Here is a 17,350-nt window from a genome sequence, read left to right as displayed (position 1 = left end):
GCCTCAGTAAACCCGCGCCTTGGGCGCGATTTTCTTGGGATCGATGCCGCCATCTTCCGGCTTCAGCATCGGGTCGGTGTGGACGGGACGATAGTCGAGCGTGACCTTGCCGCTCTCATCGACCCAGGACAGCGTGTGCTTGCGCCAGTCCTCGTCGTTGCGGCCGCCCATCGGACCATCCTTGTAGTCCTCGCGGGCGTGGGCGCCACGGCTCTCCTTGCGCGCCTCGGCGGCATAGACCGTGGTGATGGCGTTGGCCATCAGGTTTTCCAGCTCCAGCGTCTCCATCAGATCGGAATTCCAGATCATCGAGCGGTCGGAGACCTTGACGTCCGGAAGCTCCTTCCAGACAGCACTGATGCGCTCGCAGCCCTGCTCCAGCGATTCCTGCGTGCGAAACACGGCGGCGTCTTCCTGCATGGCGCGCTGCATTTTCTCGCGCAGCTCCGCCGTGGGCGTGGAACCGGAGGCATGACGCAGACGGTCGAAGCGCTCCATGATCTTTTCGCAGGCAGCCTCGTTGAGTGCGGGCACTGGCGCATCGCGGTCGACAACCTCGCCGGCGCGGATGGCAGCGGCACGGCCAAAGACCACCAGATCGATCAGCGAGTTGGAGCCCAGGCGGTTGGCGCCATGCACAGAGGCACAGGCCGCCTCGCCAACGGCCATCAGGCCGGGCGCTACCGCATCGGGGTTGTCCTTCGTCGGGTTCAGCACTTCACCCCAGTAATTGGTCGGGATGCCGCCCATATTGTAGTGGACGGTCGGCAGGACCGGGATCGGCTCGCGGGTCACATCGACGCCGGCGAAGATGCGGGCCGATTCGGCGATGCCGGGCAGGCGCTCGTGAATGACCGCCGGGTCCAGATGATCGAGATGCAGGTAGATGTGATCCTTGTTCTTGCCGACGCCCCGGCCCTCACGGATCTCCATGGTCATGCAGCGCGAGACAACGTCGCGGGAGGCAAGGTCCTTTGCCGACGGCGCATAACGCTCCATGAAGCGCTCGCCCTCGGAATTGACCAGATAGCCGCCCTCGCCGCGCACACCCTCGGTGATGAGGCAGCCCGCCCCATAAATGCCGGTCGGGTGGAACTGCACGAACTCCATGTCCTGCAGCGGCAGGCCGGCGCGGGCAATCATGCCATTGCCGTCGCCCGTGCAGGTGTGGGCGGAGGTGCAGGAGAAATAGGCGCGGCCATAACCGCCCGTCGCCAGCACCACCATCTTGGCGGAGAAGCGATGGATCGTGCCGTCTTCGAGGTTCCACGCCACGACACCGGTGCACACACCATCGTCGGACATGATGAGATCGAGCGCGAAATACTCGATGAAGAACTCGGCGTGATTCTTGACGGACTGGCCGTAGAGCGTGTGCAGGATGGCGTGGCCGGTGCGGTCTGCCGCAGCACAGGTGCGCTGCACGGGCGGGCCGTCGCCGAAATTCTGCATATGGCCGCCGAAGGGACGCTGGTAGATCTTGCCTTCCTCGGTGCGCGAGAAGGGCACGCCGTAATGCTCGAGCTCATAGACGGCAGCCGGCGCCTCGCGGGCGAGATATTCCATGGCATCGACATCGCCGAGCCAGTCGGAGCCCTTCACCGTGTCGTAAAGGTGCCACTGCCAGTGGTCGGGACCCATGTTCTTGAGCGAAGCCGCGATGCCACCCTGGGCGGCGACCGTGTGCGAGCGGGTCGGGAAGACCTTGGTGATACAGGCCGTTTTCAGACCCTGTTCGGCCATGCCGAGCGTGGCGCGCAGACCGGCGCCGCCAGCGCCGACGACGACAACGTCGAACTTGTGGTCGACATAGGTGTAGGCGTCTGCCGCCTTCTTATCTGTTGCCTTTGCCATAACCGGGTTCAGCCTCCGAGGGCGATCTTGACGAGGGCGAGGAGAGAAACGACGCCCAGAATGAGGGTGAAGAAGATGTTGCCGATCAGCAGCGCGACCTTGCTGCCCTCACCGTGGACATAATCCTCGATGATGACCTGCATGCCGAGCTTCATGTGATAGAGCACCGACAGAACGGCGAAGGCCAGAAGCACGGTAACGACCGGATTGGCGATCGCCGCACGGACCTCTTCATAGGATGCGCCATTGTTGGCGATGACGAAGCCGATGAAGAAGATGACAAGCGGAATGTTGGCGATGGCCGTGAGGCGCTGGCGCCAGAAGTGATCCGTGCCTTCTTTTGCGGAGCCAAGACCGCGAACGCGGTTAAGCGGTGTGCGCATGTCACTCATGATCAAAACCCTCCGCGAACGGCATAGCCGATGATCCAGACCAGAATGGTCAAGACGATGGAGACCGCGATGGTGGCCTTGGCCATTTTCGTGGCCGTGGCCTTTTCAAGGCCGCGCCCCGTGTCCCACACGAGATGGCGAAGACCGCCGACCAGATGATGGATCATGGCCCAGGTGAAACCGAACAGGACGAGACGGCCGAACCAGGAGCCGTAGATGCCGTTGACGGTGTCGAAGGTTTCCTTCGAGCCGGCGGCGGCGGCAAGCCAGATGACGAAAAGCACCATCCCGAAATAAAGCGCGCCACCGGTGATGCGGTGGACAATCGACATCAGCATAGTCGGAATGAGACGATAGACCTGCAGGTGAGGCGAAAGCGGCCTGGCCTTTACAGTTGTGGATTTGCTCATGGCTTCCCCAATTCGATACCGGCGCGGCGGGGTGGCTGTTGCGAGAGCGACATCGGATCCCGAACTCGCGCCCTGCGGCTGTGGCTTTCTAATGCGGTTTTTGCAGTGCGTCAAAGCCGCAAAAGCAATCCCCTGGCCGAATATATTGCAGCCGGCGGCAGGGACGACCAGCATTGCAGGACTTTAAACGATTGAACGCATTTTTTTCCGATTTTCATGGCGGGCGCCTAACGGCGGCAGGTGATCGGAACCTTGCCGCTGACCATCCATAACGCCTCGCTGCCCTCGATCACGACGGCGTAGAGAGACTCGCCGAATCGCACGCTTTGCCCCGGCGGCGAAGCCGGAAGGTCGATCTCGACACCACGCGGGCTGACAACCGAAATGCCGCCGCTCCTTGGAGTGACCGTCATCTCCATCCCGTCATCGCAGGCCAGTTTGACAGGGCCGGAGAAGGCGAGCGTGGTGGTCTTTTTTGCCTCTTCGGATGGCGTGGCGACACAGCCGGCCAGAATGACGGCGCATCCTGCGACCGCCAAAAGGCCTGACGGGCCGCACTTGCGCAGCCGAAATAGGGACGAATCTGAAGATGTCATGCTGCCGTCTCTATTGCGGGTCCGAATCCGGAGTGCGTTCGCTGGACTGGTCGAAACGAATGACATGCGTGGTCCAGTCAGCGGGGGCGGCCATTGCCTCATAGAGCTTGCGCCCCTCCTCCGGCTGACGCGGCGCATTGAGCGCCAGGCGCGCCCAGCCGCGCTCTTCGGCCTGATCGGCGATCACATCCACCAGCGCCTTGCCGATGCCCTTGCGACGGTGGCCGTGATGCACGAAGAGGTGATCGACCAGACCGTGACGCATGCCCGACACCGGGTCCGGCAGGTCGTAGAACAGTGCAAAACCCACCAGTTCGCCGTCAAGGCTGGCACCCACCACCTCCACGGCGCGGTCCTGCAACAGGGTCTCGGCATAATAGTCGTCGGGACGGCGCGGCGCACCGCGCTTCAGCGACTGCGTATAAGCCGCCAGAAGCGGCGCCAGAGCATGCGCATCCTTGAGGCGCAGCGGATTGATGTCGATCTGATGATTCTCGCCCATGAAGCACCCTTCCCCGAAATTAACCACGTCTGTCAATCGGCATATTGGTGCGGCATGCTCGACGTGACAAAGGTTAAGAAAAGCTTAATGTATGAAGCCTGAGGGGGCCACGAAGATTCAAGGAGCGATGGTGCATGCCTTTCCGATCTCTTTTCGTGGCAGCGGCTCTTGCGGCCGCAGCAGCGACCGCCCCGGCACTGGCCGGCGGCTTTCATGATGCAGGCAACGCCCGTGTCTATGCGGATGCCTATGGAAACCTGGTGATCCACAGCCGCGCCGGCTTCAAGCGCATCATGGTCGGCAAGGGGCATCTTGCCGATGACTACCGTGCGCTCGGCATCGAGGCACCGCGTGAGACGGCCTATCTGGAACGCCGCCACGGCAAGCTCTATCTGCGCCGCTCTGCACCATGCAGCGCCGGCGTTCTGGTGAAGGGCCGCGGCTACATGTATGGCCTCTCTGAGGGCGAACTGCCCGTGCTGACGGCGCCCTGCGACTAGCAGCGATCGATGGACCATCAACTGGCGACAACTGCGGATCGGGCTTTTGCGAGCCGGCGCGTTTTCCGGCCCGCTGCAGCGCTCGATGGCTCCGTGTTGCGTGCCGCGCTGTTCGGCGCCGTCATCGGCACGGCGGTTGTGGCCGGCATGGAACTGCGCGAGCTCGCCGACAGGCACGGCGGCTTGCAGACGGGCCTGCACAGAACGCTTGAACATGCGGCTCAATTGCTGCCACGCGACAACAGTCTCACGGACGCGCATCCGCTCTGGCGACAGCCAACAGACGGCGCAGAAGAGGTTTCGCGGCCGGCGCCCAAGGCCCACAGCCTGTCTATGACGACAAGCCGCGCCGGAGTTCTTGCGCTGAAGGGGATGATTCAGCCTGGGAGCGCCGGTCGCCTGCGTGATGCGCTTGAAAGTTCGGCTTCGCCGATCACCACCATCACACTCGATTCTCCCGGCGGCTCTCTGAACGAGGCCATGGCCATGGCCCGGCTGATCCGCCAGCGCGGACTTTCGACCAGTGTCGAGGCGAGCGCGGCCTGCGCATCTTCATGCCCGCTGGTGCTGGCCGGAGGCAGGGAACGCCACGTGGAACCCGGTGCGACCATCGCCCTTCACCAGTTCTATAGTCCCGGCAGCCTCTCCGACCCACAGCAGGCTCTTTCGGACGCCCAGCTGGTGACCGCGCGCATTTCGCGCCATCTGGATGAAATGGGGGTCGATCCCGCCCTGTGGCTCCACGCGCTCGATACACCGCCGCGCACGCTATATCGTCTCACGCCTGCGCAAATGAGGGCGTATCGGCTGACAACCGGACGGCCGGGACACGCCCGGGGCCACTAGGGTCAGCCCCTGGACGGACCCGGGGGAGCGCCACGGCTCCGTTTCCTCATTGCTCATCCGTTTCCGCCTGATACTCCAGTATGTCTCCCGGCTGGCAGTCGAGCGCCTGGCAGATCTTTTCCAGCGTTTCGAAACGGACACCCCGGACCTTGCCGGATTTGAGAAGCGATACATTCTGCTCGGTGATGCCGATCTGCTCGGCGAGTTCCTTGGAACGCATCTTGCGGCGCGCCAGCATCACATCGAGATTGACCACGATCGGCATGGCGTTCACACGAAATCGCGCTGTTCGGCGCGCACCTCTGCCGCAAGCGCCATGAGCCGCCCGGTCATATACATGATGCAGGCGATGAGAACCGAGAGCATCTCCGCGCTTCCAATCCCGATGGCGAGCATCTTCTGACCCGCTGGATTGCCCATGGTGAGCGCCAGGATCATCAGCATACGAAGCACGATACTGCCTGCCGCCACGGCGACAAAAGCAGCGCTGGCGTGACGCAGCCAGTGGGCGGATTCGCCTGAGAGCGGCTCCTCTGCCGCAAAGGCGCCGAACATGCGCCACACGCAGTAGAGCGCGGTGAACAGCAGGCCAAACTGAACCGCAATCAACGCTGCCGTAACACCGATCGCGGACGAGGTGAAAGCAAGCGGTCCGGAAAGAGACAGATTGTCCCGAACCAGCGTTTCAAAGAGTCCGGGATCGGACAGCGATGCTGCGAAGAACCAGACCGCGCCTGCCGCGATGAAAGCTCCACAAACCAGCACAATAGCCTGCATCAGGCGGCTGAGCCGCCGCAGGCGCGCTACATCATGCATTCTATTCTCCTTCGGATTGCATTAATTAATGTATTACGATAATTATTTATCTCGAATCGTTCTCAATGAAAAGGGTGATCTGAATGTTTTTCGAGAAATTTATCGCCAGGGCCGTCATCGGCGCTGCCTGTGCGCTCGCGCTTTCCGCCTGTGTTTCGGGCAATCCCCGCACGCTCTATGAACTGTCGCGTTTCGACCCGCTCGACGCCGATCCGAAAGAGATTGCGATAGCTGTAAAGGCAGACAGGAACCTGCATCTGAAGCGGGGCGATGTTTTGCTGCGCATGACCCTCGAAAGTGAAGATCGACGCAGGGCGTTCGACGAACACTTCGTGCTGGCGATCACGAATGCCACGCCAGCCGCCGGACTGGCTCAATCGGTGAAGGCCGATGAACATGTTCTCACCGCCGCGATCGCCGCACCGGACATGCAGCGCTTCCGCGACACGCAGGCAAAGGCACGGAACGCGCGCGCAGCAAATGCGACCGATGGAAAGGGCTCAATCAGCGTCTCGATCACCGGCGGCTGCAGACGGGGTGCGCTGGATATGAAAACGGCTTCGGTGCGCAGTTACATGCGAACCGAAGCCGATGGCCGCTTCTTCCCGCTGACGGGAGAAATCAGACTGGCCGACATCTTTGCAAAGGCCGGCCTGCCCGCTGCAGAGGTTCCCGCCTGCAGCGAGGCGAAATAGACGATCAGCCCCTGGGCCACTCGCGGATATCGACGAAATGCCCGGCTATGGCCGCCGCTGCGGCCATAGCCGGCGAAACGAGATGCGTGCGTCCCTTGAAACCCTGACGGCCCTCGAAGTTGCGGTTCGAGGTGGAGGCGCAGCGCTCACCCGGCTTCAGGCGGTCGTCGTTCATGGCAAGGCACATGGAGCAGCCGGGTTCGCGCCAGTCGAAACCGGCAGCCTTGAAGATCCTGTCGAGGCCTTCGGCCTCGGCCTGCGCCTTCACGAGGCCTGAGCCCGGCACGATCATGGCATTCAGACCGTCCTTGACCTTCTGGCCCTCGGCGATCTTCGCAGCTTCGCGCAGATCCTCGATGCGGCCATTGGTGCAGGAGCCGATGAAGACACGGTCGACGGCAATGTCGGTGATCTTCGTCCCCGGAGTGAGACCCATATATTCAAGCGCGCGCTTCTTGGAGAGGCGCTTGGTCTCCTCGGTGATCTCATCCGGGTTCGGCACGACACCGGTGACGGAAACGACATCCTCGGGCGAGGAACCCCAGGTGACGATGGGCGGCAGATTGGCGGCGTCGAGCTTGACGACACGGTCGAACTCGGCCCCTTCGTCGGTGCGCAGGGAATCCCAGTAGGCGAGCGCCATGTCCCATGCCTTGCCTTTCGGCGCGCGCGGGCGATCCTTGATATAGGCATAGGTGGTCTCGTCCGGCGCGATGAGGCCGGCGCGGGCGCCACCTTCGATCGACATGTTGCAGACGGTCATGCGGCCTTCCATGGAAAGCGCTCGGATCGCCTCACCCGCATATTCCATGACGTGACCGGTGCCACCGGCCGTGCCGATCTCGCCGATGATGGCGAGGATGATGTCTTTCGCAGTCACGCCCGCGGGCAGTGCGCCGTCAACCTCGATCAGCATGTTCTTCGCGCGGCGCTGGATCAGCGTCTGCGTGGCGAGCACATGCTCGACCTCGGACGTGCCGATGCCGTGCGCCAACGCACCGAAGGCACCATGGGTGGAAGTGTGGCTGTCGCCGCAGACGATGGTCATGCCCGGGAGGGTGAAGCCCTGTTCGGGGCCGACAATGTGCACAATGCCCTGACGCTCGTCATTGGCGTCATAATACTCGATGCCGAAGTCGGCTGCGTTCTTTGCCAGCGCATCGACCTGAATGCGGCTTTCGGGATTTTTGATCCCGAACTTGCGGTCAGGCGAGGTCGGCACATTGTGATCGACCACGGCGAGTGTCTTTTCCGGATGGCGCACATTGCGGCTGGCCATGCGCAGGCCTTCAAAGGCCTGCGGGCTCGTCACCTCATGCACCAGGTGGCGGTCGATATAGAGCAGGCAGGTGCCATCGTCCTGTTGATCGACCAGATGGTCGTCGAAAATCTTGTCGTAGAGCGTGCGTGCTTTGGTCATTTTGTTCATCCCTAGCGGAGCGAAATGGAAGGCTGGCCGGCTAATCTTGTGTCTCGTTGCATTCCCGGTAGATCGCGAGGGAATGCCGAGCCGGTTGGCGTGTCCGCCTAAGGCAGTCGGCTCAGAAGCGAGCCGGAAACCCGCGCAAAAAAGCGGCTCGGCAGGCGCTTGACGTCCTGCAGAACAAAGCCCTTATAGGCCGGGTTTCCAAATAGTGCTTCCATGACACGGCTAATACCAGCCTTTCACGGGATCGGCAATCTATCCGTCCCGAGAGCTGGCCTGCCCTCCGCCGTGGTTTTTCGGCGGCTTGAGATCGAGCTGCGTTTCGAGACGCCGCATAAGCGCCAGAACCAGCGCGCCCAGAAAACAGGCAAGCCCGGCGATGGTCCACAGGCCAAGTCCAGCGGCAAGACCCGTTGCCGCCGCCAGCCACATACCAGCGCCGGTGGTCAAACCTCGAACCTCGCCCCGTTTGAAAATAATGAAACCGGCGGCAAGAAAAGCGACCCCAGCCGTAATTGCCTCGACAAGGCGGATTGGATCGGCCCGTACCTGATCGTCGCTGAACACCGGCATGGCCACGATCTCAAGCGCAATCACCGCGAACACAGCAGAAGCCAGACACACAAGCATATGGGTACGCAGGCCGGCCGGCCTGTCGGCCAGCTCACGCTCGAAACCCAGAATGCCGCCAAGCAGGGCCGCAACCGCAAGCCGCACTGCGATGACCTGCCATGGCAGCGTGGTTGCGGGTGCGAATTCGGCGATCAAGGCATCCATGCGAGATGAATGCACCCGGACCGCCAAGGTTCCCGGCACTCGGATCTAACGCTGGGCCTGGCTCCTGCGCATGCGCTGCTCAAGCGCGCGGAGCGCGAGCGAGAGGCCAACCGTCAGAATGAGATAGATATAGGCAACGATGGAATAGGTCTCAAAAAAGCGGAACGAGCCCGACGCATAGATCTTGCCCATCTGGGTGATGTCGGCAACGCCCAGCACCGAGACGAGGGATGAATCCTTGACCATGGCCACGAAATCATTGCCGAGCGGCGGCAGGATGGTGCGGATCGCCTGCGGCAGAATAATAAGGCGGAAACGCTGGAAGCGCGAAAGCCCGAGCGCCTTGGCTGCTTCCACCTGCCCCTCGTCCACCGACTGGATGCCGGCACGGAACACCTCGGCGATGAAAGCCGAATAGCCGATGCTGAGCGCGATGATGGCCCGCCACAGAAGCGAGATGTCCCGCACCCTGAGCTCACCCAGAATGCCGGCTTCCTGCAGAGACGCGGTCACCGCATTCCAGCCCGTCACCACAATCGGAACCCCGGCAAAGGCGATCCAGAACAGGAGCACGAGGACGGGCACGCCGCGAATGATCTCGACATAGAAGCGGGCGATCTGCCGGAGTGCCAGCGACCCGGAAAGGCTCATCAGAGCGATGCCAAGACCGACTGCCGTGGCCAGCGCAAACCCGACAACCGTGACAAAAACGGTGATGCCGATGCCCCTTGAGACAATCGTGAAAACCTGCGCGTAGAGATCGCTGGTGGCAATGAGGACTGCGACACCGAGGGCGATGGCCCCGGCGGCAGTGAGCCACCAGGGGAAATCGCGCTTGGTGGCGGGTCTGGAACCTGACACCGCCATCGGCACTAAACGCTTCTCGGCGGGCGGCCGGTCAGACCGGCAAAACGCGGATCAGCCACGTCTTACTCGCCCCTTTTGTATTCGAGAAACCACTTCGTGTTGAGCGCATCGAGCGTGCCGTCCGCCTTCATGGAGGCGATGGCCGCGTTGACGGGCGCGACGAGATCGGAACCCTTGGCGAATATGAAGCCGAAGTCCTCCGAGCCCAGCGGCTCACCGAGCATTTTGAGCGCACCATTGGAAGCGTCCACATAGCCCTGTCCACCCGTGCTGTCAGTCAGCACCACGTCGACATCGCCCGCACGCAGCGCCTGCACGGAAGCACCGAAGGTCTCGAACAACTTGATGCGCGGATTGGCTTCGTCGCCGTCGAGCACCTCATAAACGGCGGTGTAGAAGGGTGAGGTACCGGGCTGCGCGCCCATCAGACCATCCTCATAGGCAGCGAAGCTCTCCGCATCGGTGAAGTTCGTCTCGTCGCTGCGCACGAGCATGAACATCTCCGAACGCATATAGGGATCGGAGAAATCCACCTTTTCCTTGCGGTCGTCGCGGATGGTGATGCCGGTCATGCCCATATCGTACTGACCGTCGGCGACAGACTGGATCATCGCATCCCAGCTCGTGTTCTGATAGGTCACCCTGGCGTTGAGCCGCTTGGCGATCTCGTTCACCGCATCATATTCCCAGCCGACCTGCTCACCCGAGGTGGGGTCGATGAACTGGAGCGGCGGGTAGGCGTTTTCCGTTACCACAACCACTTCTCGGCCCTGAAGATCGGGCAGGTCTTCGGCGGCGGCAGTCGACAATCCTGAGAACATGAATGCAGTGGCTGCGAAGGACGCAGCCAGAAGAGACGTACGCAACGTCATGACCAATCTCCCTGTGGCGGACCGATGCTCGGCCGGGTGATTGGTTCTCCTTAAAGCAGAGCGTTTTGGAGTAAAAGAGCCAAGACGGCTTCAAAACCGCGGCAGCGGAGCCATCAAATGCAAAAAGGCGCACCGAAGCGCGCCTTTCGAATAATTTTGATGCCGAATCTGACTATTCGGCGTTGTTCTCGGCGGCTGCAGCTTCCTGCGCCTTGGCAGCCTCTTCAGCAGCCTTTTCGGCCGCGAGCGCCTCAGCAGCGGCAACCTTCTCGGCCTCGATGCGGGCCTTCTCTTCGGCTGCGGCCTGACGGACGGCGTCGTTCAGGCGGCGTGCGCGCACGCTGGTGTTCTCGGTGATGCGGGCCGACTTACCGCGACGATCGCGCAGGTAATAGAGCTTCGCGCGGCGAACCTTACCACGGCGGACCACCTCGACGCCCTCGACGAGCGGAGAGTAGACCGGGAACACGCGCTCGACGCCTTCGCCATAGGAAATCTTGCGAACGGTGAAGTTTTCCTGGAAGCCGGAACCGGAACGGGCGATGCAGACGCCTTCATAGGCCTGCACACGGGTGCGCGTGCCTTCGGTGATGCGCACCAGAACGCGAACCGTGTCGCCGGGCTGGAATTCGGGAAGCTGACGCTGTGCAGCGATCTTCTCGGCCTGCTCGGCCTCGAGCTGACGGATAATGTCCATCTCTGTGTCCTTTTGTTCTTCACGAACCGTCAGAGCGCTCATCCCAAGGGCAGTTCAAGACCGCCTGAAGAGTGCCCTCCACGCGGAGGAACAGGAGCGAATTCACGTGTTCTTTGGTTAGATCCAAACCGGCCTTGGCCGTTTACGTGCGGCGCACATACACGACATTCCAACCGGAATCAACATGAGAGAGCGATTCTGGCGTCCGAAATCAGTCTGAACCGATCCGTCCCATATGCGTGTCCCTGAACCCGCTTTCATGCTTTAGCCCGTAGCCGAGCGCCCTGTCTATGCCGATATGGGCAGCAAGAATGAGGGCAAGCTGCTGCACCAGCAGCACATCCAGCCAGAGACCGACAAGATAGAACACTACCGGCGCAATCCAGCTATGGACGGCATTATAACACCAGGCGCCGATGCGCGGTCCTGCGAGATAGCCGAGCATGGACAGGTCAGGCGCAAGGATCAGGAGCGCAAACAGCCACCAGTCGCCGCCCGAAGCCCCGTAGAGCACCATCACGACAAGCGCCAGAAACGCGTTTTCAACCTGCAGAAACCGTTTCACTCTTCTCTGTCCTTGTAGACCGACCAGAGATCCGGCCGGCGCTCGCGCGTCAGCTTTTCCGCCTCGGCCCGTCGCCATGCGGCAATCTTCGCATGATTGCCCGACAGGAGAATGTCGGGAATGGGCCTTTCTTCGAAAAGCTGGGGGCGGGTGTATTGCGGATGTTCCAGAAGCCCGCCTTCAAAGCTCTCGTCCTCGCCCGAGGCATCGTTGCCCATCACGCCGGGCAGAAGGCGGATCACCGCATCGAGGAGCACGAGGGCCGCCGGCTCGCCGCCGGAAAGCACATAGTCGCCGATGGAGACCTCTTCGAGGCCGCGCGCCTCGATGACGCGCTGGTCCACCCCTTCGAACCGGCCGCACAGGATCACCGCGCCCGGCCCGGCTGCCAGTTCGCGCACACGCTGCTGGTCGAGCGGCTTTCCGCGCGGGCTCATCAAGAGGCGCGGACGTGGATCGTCAGCCGGCGCGGCATGGTCGATGGCGCGCGCCAGCACGTCGGCGCGCATGACCATACCCGCACCGCCGCCGGCGGGCGTATCATCCACATTGCGATGTTTCGTCGTGGCGAAATCGCGGATCTGGACGGTTTCCAGCGACCATGTTCCAGCCTCGCGCGCCCTGCCGGCCAGCGACAGATCGAGCGAGCCGGGAAACATTTCAGGGTAGAGCGTGAGGATCGTCGCGTGAAACGTCACGAGACATCTCCTTCGCGCGGCATGTCGGGGTCGTCGTCTTCGACGAGACCGGCCGCTACGCGGTCGATCTCCACTTCGCCTTTTGAAACGCGCACATGCGGCACGGCGGCTCGGGTGAAGGGAACCATTGCCGAGCCGCCTTCGGCCAACCCGACCTCGAGAATGTCGCCACCGCCGAAATTGTGCAGCGCCCGCACCCTGCCAACCCGCTCTCCCTCGCCGTCGACAACGGCAAGACCGATCAGGTCGGCATGGTAGAATTCCTCTTCCCCGAGATCATCCGGCAGCGCATCACGCTCAATGAACAATGCGGTCCCGTTCAGCGCCTCGGCGGCGTTGCGGTCACCCACCTCGGCAAAGCGCGCCACAACCACGTTCTTTGCGGGTCGTACATTGAGAACGGTCAGTTTGCGCCCATCCTCGGTGGTCAGCGGACCGTAGTCGCCGATCGCCAGGGGATCGCCGGTGAAAGCCTTGACGCGAACCTCGCCACGCAGGCCCTGCGCCGCGCCGATAACGGCAAGCTGGATGCGGGTATCGCTGTTTTTCTGTCTGCTCATCTGCCTGATTTGCCACTGCGCGGTTCGGGAAAACAGGCTTATGCGCCGTTTTACGGCTTTCCGGCAAGCTTTCCGGCCAGACTTTCCATGCGTGTGGCAAGATCGTTCAGCGCGCCGGTCACGGCGGCGTCATTCTTGCCGGACTGATTCAGGGCATCGTCGCGCGTCTTGCGAAGCGTCGCGACCTCACCCTCCATGGTGCGCATCCGCTTCTGCAGCTCCGAAAGCTCATCCATCACCATGATCCCGGCCATAACCGCCAGCCGGTGGTCGCCGATCTCACCGAAAGAATCTTTTAAATGGGTGATATAACGGTCGAAACGCTGCGCCAGACTGACAAGATGCTCTTCCTGCCCCTCGTCGCAGGCCATGCGATAGGACTTGCCGTCGATCGTGACTGTAACCTGTGCCATCGCCCGCCCTACCGATCCAGCACGGCACGGATGGTCTCCATGGCCGTGACCAAACGCCGCGAGACCTCGCGGTTCACCTCTTCAAGACGCTGGGCCCGTGCTTCGGACTTGTCGATCTCCTGAGCGAGGCGCGCGCGGTCTGCATTCATGCGCTGCAGTTCGGCGTCGGAATCGGCAAACGCGCGATCCCGCTCAATACGCGCCTCAACGGCATCCTCAAGCGAGGACAGCGCCTTGTTCAGACGCTCGATCACCTCCTTGAGCGTGCTTTCACCACTCATGGCCGCCAACCCCAGTCGAGCATCCCCGGAACGCGCCAGCCACCAAAGCGGCGCAGGCATGCGAACTCCGAAAATGTTTTGACACAGGCAATCTTGCTTACTCTCATCCGCCCAGTGATGCACCCAGGCATGTGCCGACAGGCAAACGCACTACAGGTTTCGCGAAGCCTCGGTTGCGAATCGCTGGCCTTACTAACCAGTTACGCCGAAAAGATTAGGCGCCGTGTGAAGGTTCCGTCAACAAAACACGTCGGCTAATCCCCCAAAATGCTGTAACAGGGTTGATACAAAATCTTCCTTCCCCAACGGCAGGCAAACGCCCGCAAACCGCACCTTTGTTGACTTCAAGGCCGCAACTGCTATGTGTCGCCTGCTTTTTCCAAAGGGCCGGGACTGCCCCTGCAGTCTGCCCGACAACTGCCTAAAGCGGACCAGCGAGCAATCATGATCTCACGCGACAAACACGACCGGATGGCCAATGCGATCCGCTTCCTTTCCATGGATGCGGTCGAGAAGGCCAAATCGGGCCATCCCGGCCTGCCCATGGGTGCGGCAGACATCGCCACCGTGCTTTTCACCCGCTTCATGAAGCACGACCCGAAGAACCCGGACTGGGCCGACCGCGACCGGTTCGTTCTTTCAGCCGGCCATGGGTCGATGCTGCTTTATTCGCTGCTCTACCTGCTCGGCTACGAAGACATCACGATCGACGAGATCAAGAACTTCCGCCAGCTCGGCTCGCGCACGGCCGGGCACCCGGAATTTGGCCATGCGGCCGGCATCGAGACGACCACCGGCCCGCTTGGCCAGGGTCTTGCCAATTCCGTGGGCATGGCGATCGCCGAGCGCATCCTGAACGCCCGCTACGGCGACGACCTGGTGGATCACTACACCTATGTGCTGGCTGGCGACGGCTGCCTGATGGAGGGCATCAGCCAGGAAGCGCTGACGCTTGCCGGGCATCTGAAACTCAACAAGCTGATCGTCCTGTTCGACGACAACCAGATCTCCATCGACGGCTCCACCTCGCTGACAGACTCCACCGACCAGTGCGCGCGCTTCGAGGCCTCCGGCTGGAACACGATGCGCATCGACGGACATGATCCGGATGCCATTGCCGGCGCCATCGAATCCGCGAAGGGTTCGGACCGCCCGACCCTGATCGCCTGCCGCACCACCATCGGCTTCGGCGCACCGACCAAATCCGGCACTGCAAAGGTGCACGGCTCCCCGCTCGGTGCGGAAGAAATCGCCGGTGCACGCAAGGCGCTGGGCTGGGATGCCGAACCCTTCGCCGTTCCTTCCGACATTCTCGACGACTGGCGCCTGGCCGGCCTGCACTCGGCCAAGGAGCGCAAGGCCTGGGAAGATCGCCTTGCGGCCGCCGACGCGGAAACGCGGGGCGAGTTCGAGCGCCGCATGCGCGGCGACCTGCCGGAGACCTTCTCCGCGGCCATGCTCGAATACAAGGAAAAGCTGGCCGCCGAACCGCCAAAGGTTGCAAGCCGCAAGGCATCGGAGATGGCGCTCGAGGCAATCAACGCGGCCCTGCCGGAAACCATCGGCGGCTCGGCGGACCTGACCGGCTCCAACAACACCAAGACGAGCCAGACCGGCCCGATCAGCGCCGAGGACTTCTCCGGCCGCTATATCCACTACGGCATCCGCGAGCACGGCATGGCCGCCGCCATGAACGGCATGACGCTGCATGGCGGCATCATCCCCTATGGCGGCACCTTCCTGACCTTCTCGGACTACGCCCGCCCGGCGATGCGCCTCGCCTCGCTGATGCAGATCCGCTCCATCTTCGTGATGACGCATGATTCCATCGGCCTCGGCGAGGACGGCCCGACCCACCAGCCGGTGGAACATCTGGCCGCGCTGCGTGCAATCCCCAACCATCTCGTGTTCCGCCCGGCGGATGCAATCGAAACGGCAGAATGCTGGCAGGTGGCGATCGAAAGCCGCAAGGCACCGTCCACGCTTGCCCTTTCGCGCCAGAACCTTGCACCGGTACGCACCAGCCATGAAGCTGACAATCTCTGCGCCCGTGGTGCCTATGAGCTCGCCGGTTCCGACGACGACGCCAGGGTGACGCTCTTTGCCACCGGCTCGGAGGTGGAAGTCGCAATGGCTGCCAAGGCCCTTCTCGATGCCGCCGGCCATCCGGCCCGTGTCGTTTCGGTGCCCTGCTTCGAACTGTTCGAGCAGCAGAGCGACGACTACCGCAAGGCAGTGATCGGCAACGCCCCCGTAAAGGTGGCCATCGAAGCCGGCATACGCCAGGGTTGGGACGCGATCATCGGTTCCGACGGAATCTTCATCGGCATGACCGGCTTCGGTGCCAGCGCGCCAGCGCCTGAGCTCTACAAGCATTTTGGCATCACCGCCGAAGCAGCAGCCAGCGCCGCGCAAAAGCGGCTGGCAGAGCTCGGTTGAGCCCGATAGTGGCCCTGTTACGGTTTGGGGCGGGCGAATGCCTGCCCCGCCATCTGGATTCTCGACGCAGACGCCGCTATGAAGCGGCGTCTCCTTCCGTGCCTGCGCACGGCCACCCACTCTCCGGAGGAAGTTCATGACCGTCAAAGTTGCCATCAACGGATTTGGCCGCATCGGCCGCAATGTCGTACGCGCGATCTACGAGTCGGGCCGCAAGGACATCGACATCGTCGCGATCAACGATCTCGGCCCAGTCGAGACCAATGCCCACCTTCTGCGCTATGACAGCGTGCATGGCCGCTTCCCATCCGAGGTGAAGGTCGACGGCGACACGATCAGCATCGGCTCCGATTCCTTCAAGGTTTTTGCAGAACGCGATCCCTCCAAGCTGCCGTGGGGCGAGCTGGGTGTCGACATCGTGATGGAATGCACCGGCATCTTCACCGCCAAGGATAAGGCATCGCTGCATCTCGACGCCGGCGCCAAGCGCGTGCTGGTTTCGGCTCCGGCTTCCGGCGCCGACCTGACGGTTGTCTATGGTGTCAACCACGACAAGCTCTCCAGCGAGCACCGCGTGGTCTCCAATGCCTCCTGCACCACCAACTGCCTGGCGCCGGTGGCCAAGGTCCTGAACGATGCCTTCGGCATCGAAAAAGGCTTCATGACCACGGTTCACGCCTATACGGGCGACCAGCCGACGCTCGATACGATGCACAAGGATCTCTATCGCGCCCGCGCCGCTGCGATGTCCATGATCCCGACCTCGACGGGCGCCGCCAAGGCTGTCGGCCTTGTCCTGCCGGAGCTTAACGGCAAGCTGGACGGCGTTTCCATTCGCGTTCCGACCCCGAATGTTTCGGTCATCGACTTCAAGTTCGTGCCGAAGAAGAAGGTTACGGTAGAAGAGGTCAACCAGGCGCTCGTCGCCGCCGCCGATGGCGGCCTGAAGGGTATCCTCGCCTATACCAACGAGCCGCTTGTCTCCATCGACCTGAACCACAACCCCGCCTCCTCCACCTTCGCGCTCGACCAGACCAAGGTGATCGAAGGTGACCTGGTTCGCGTCATGTCCTGGTACGACAATGAATGGGGCTTCTCCAACCGCATGGCCGACACGGCCGTGGCCTTCGGCAAGACCATCTGA

22 protein-coding genes are annotated in these 17,350 nt (G+C 62.3%); 5 read left to right on the top strand and 17 right to left on the bottom strand.

All coding sequences use genetic code 11. The features are described 5' to 3' along the window. Positions 1-3: 3 nt before the first annotated feature. The 5 genes from sdhA to AC07E3_RS03340 form a co-directional block, all read right to left on the bottom strand. A complete protein-coding gene (gene sdhA, locus AC07E3_RS03360) occupies positions 4-1,854 on the bottom strand; it encodes a succinate dehydrogenase flavoprotein subunit (protein WP_478360297.1) in 1,851 nt (616 codons plus the stop codon). Positions 1,855-1,862: 8 nt separating this feature from the next. Further along, complete coding sequence (gene sdhD, locus AC07E3_RS03355; RefSeq protein ID WP_478360296.1) at positions 1,863-2,246, bottom strand: succinate dehydrogenase, hydrophobic membrane anchor protein; 384 nt, start codon at positions 2,244-2,246, stop codon at positions 1,863-1,865. 2 nt (positions 2,247-2,248) lie between these two features. Next, entirely contained in the window at positions 2,249-2,656 is a 408-nt protein-coding gene (gene sdhC, locus AC07E3_RS03350; protein WP_025031366.1) for a succinate dehydrogenase, cytochrome b556 subunit, read from the bottom strand. A gap of 227 nt (positions 2,657-2,883) precedes the next feature. Further along, on the bottom strand, positions 2,884-3,252 hold the full coding sequence (locus tag AC07E3_RS03345; RefSeq protein ID WP_478360295.1) for a hypothetical protein: 369 nt from the start codon (positions 3,250-3,252) through the stop codon (positions 2,884-2,886). Between the two features lie 10 nt (positions 3,253-3,262). Continuing rightward, positions 3,263-3,754 carry a GNAT family N-acetyltransferase gene (locus AC07E3_RS03340; protein WP_478360294.1) on the bottom strand — a complete coding sequence of 164 codons (492 nt, stop codon included), beginning with the start codon at positions 3,752-3,754 and terminating at the stop codon, positions 3,263-3,265. 134 nt (positions 3,755-3,888) lie between these two features. Between AC07E3_RS03340 and AC07E3_RS03335 the strand changes: the two genes are divergently transcribed. Together AC07E3_RS03335 and AC07E3_RS03330 are read left to right on the top strand one after the other, a co-directional pair. Then, on the top strand, positions 3,889-4,254 hold the full coding sequence (locus AC07E3_RS03335) for a hypothetical protein (protein ID WP_336069855.1): 366 nt from the start codon (positions 3,889-3,891) through the stop codon (positions 4,252-4,254). Positions 4,255-4,263: 9 nt separating this feature from the next. Then, on the top strand, positions 4,264-5,100 hold the full coding sequence (locus AC07E3_RS03330) for a COG3904 family protein (RefSeq protein WP_478360293.1): 837 nt from the start codon (positions 4,264-4,266) through the stop codon (positions 5,098-5,100). Between the two features lie 46 nt (positions 5,101-5,146). On the opposite strand, the gene AC07E3_RS03325 is transcribed toward AC07E3_RS03330, so the two are convergent. Beyond that, complete coding sequence (locus tag AC07E3_RS03325; RefSeq protein ID WP_336069853.1) at positions 5,147-5,365, bottom strand: helix-turn-helix domain-containing protein; 219 nt, start codon at positions 5,363-5,365, stop codon at positions 5,147-5,149. 5 nt (positions 5,366-5,370) lie between these two features. After that, entirely contained in the window at positions 5,371-5,916 is a 546-nt protein-coding gene (locus AC07E3_RS03320; protein ID WP_065816933.1) for a DUF2975 domain-containing protein, read from the bottom strand. A gap of 83 nt (positions 5,917-5,999) precedes the next feature. On the opposite strand from AC07E3_RS03320, the gene AC07E3_RS03315 reads away from it, so the two are divergent. After that, positions 6,000-6,611 (top strand): hypothetical protein, encoded by a 612-nt coding sequence (locus AC07E3_RS03315; protein WP_478360292.1) that lies wholly within the window; start codon positions 6,000-6,002, stop codon positions 6,609-6,611. 4 nt (positions 6,612-6,615) lie between these two features. On the opposite strand, the gene leuC is transcribed toward AC07E3_RS03315, so the two are convergent. The 10 genes from leuC to AC07E3_RS03265 form a co-directional block, all read right to left on the bottom strand. Then, positions 6,616-8,031, bottom strand: coding sequence for a 3-isopropylmalate dehydratase large subunit (gene leuC / locus AC07E3_RS03310; RefSeq protein WP_478360291.1), 1,416 nt, complete (start codon positions 8,029-8,031; stop codon positions 6,616-6,618). Positions 8,032-8,292: 261 nt separating this feature from the next. Further along, positions 8,293-8,814 carry an MgtC/SapB family protein gene (locus AC07E3_RS03305; RefSeq protein ID WP_478360290.1) on the bottom strand — a complete coding sequence of 174 codons (522 nt, stop codon included), beginning with the start codon at positions 8,812-8,814 and terminating at the stop codon, positions 8,293-8,295. 45 nt (positions 8,815-8,859) lie between these two features. Then, complete coding sequence (locus tag AC07E3_RS03300; RefSeq protein ID WP_336069842.1) at positions 8,860-9,681, bottom strand: amino acid ABC transporter permease; 822 nt, start codon at positions 9,679-9,681, stop codon at positions 8,860-8,862. Between the two features lie 62 nt (positions 9,682-9,743). Continuing rightward, positions 9,744-10,553: a transporter substrate-binding domain-containing protein gene (locus AC07E3_RS03295; protein WP_336069839.1), complete on the bottom strand. Its 810-nt coding sequence runs from the start codon at positions 10,551-10,553 to the stop codon at positions 9,744-9,746. A gap of 172 nt (positions 10,554-10,725) precedes the next feature. Further along, the gene (gene rplS / locus AC07E3_RS03290; RefSeq protein ID WP_065817109.1) at positions 10,726-11,250 is read right to left on the bottom strand and encodes a 50S ribosomal protein L19; all 525 of its coding nucleotides are present in this window, start codon (positions 11,248-11,250) and stop codon (positions 10,726-10,728) included. 211 nt (positions 11,251-11,461) lie between these two features. Next, positions 11,462-11,815, bottom strand: a complete 354-nt coding sequence (locus AC07E3_RS03285) for a DUF4260 domain-containing protein (protein ID WP_336069836.1) — start codon at positions 11,813-11,815, stop codon at positions 11,462-11,464. Beyond that, positions 11,812-12,513 (bottom strand): tRNA (guanosine(37)-N1)-methyltransferase TrmD, encoded by a 702-nt coding sequence (gene trmD / locus AC07E3_RS03280; RefSeq protein WP_478360289.1) that lies wholly within the window; start codon positions 12,511-12,513, stop codon positions 11,812-11,814. Before trmD ends, AC07E3_RS03285 begins: the two co-directional genes overlap by 4 nt. Further along, the gene (gene rimM, locus AC07E3_RS03275; protein ID WP_336069832.1) at positions 12,510-13,073 is read right to left on the bottom strand and encodes a ribosome maturation factor RimM; all 564 of its coding nucleotides are present in this window, start codon (positions 13,071-13,073) and stop codon (positions 12,510-12,512) included. Before rimM ends, trmD begins: the two co-directional genes overlap by 4 nt. 50 nt (positions 13,074-13,123) lie before the next feature. After that, on the bottom strand, positions 13,124-13,486 hold the full coding sequence (locus AC07E3_RS03270; protein ID WP_478360288.1) for a cell division protein ZapA: 363 nt from the start codon (positions 13,484-13,486) through the stop codon (positions 13,124-13,126). An 8-nt stretch (positions 13,487-13,494) separates the two neighbouring features. Further along, positions 13,495-13,767: a DUF4164 domain-containing protein gene (locus tag AC07E3_RS03265; protein ID WP_007008306.1), complete on the bottom strand. Its 273-nt coding sequence runs from the start codon at positions 13,765-13,767 to the stop codon at positions 13,495-13,497. Positions 13,768-14,211: 444 nt separating this feature from the next. Here AC07E3_RS03265 and tkt point away from each other — a divergent pair, with 444 nt between their 5' ends. Beyond that, on the top strand, positions 14,212-16,206 hold the full coding sequence (tkt, locus tag AC07E3_RS03260; RefSeq protein ID WP_478360287.1) for a transketolase: 1,995 nt from the start codon (positions 14,212-14,214) through the stop codon (positions 16,204-16,206). Between the two features lie 136 nt (positions 16,207-16,342). Next, positions 16,343-17,350, top strand: coding sequence for a type I glyceraldehyde-3-phosphate dehydrogenase (gene gap / locus AC07E3_RS03255; RefSeq protein WP_322340276.1), 1,008 nt, complete (start codon positions 16,343-16,345; stop codon positions 17,348-17,350).

It is taken from the genome of Nitratireductor lacus (genome assembly GCF_056431025.1).
The sequence above is the reverse complement of the archived record's forward strand: the minus strand, read 5'-3'. Positions and strand labels throughout refer to the sequence as shown.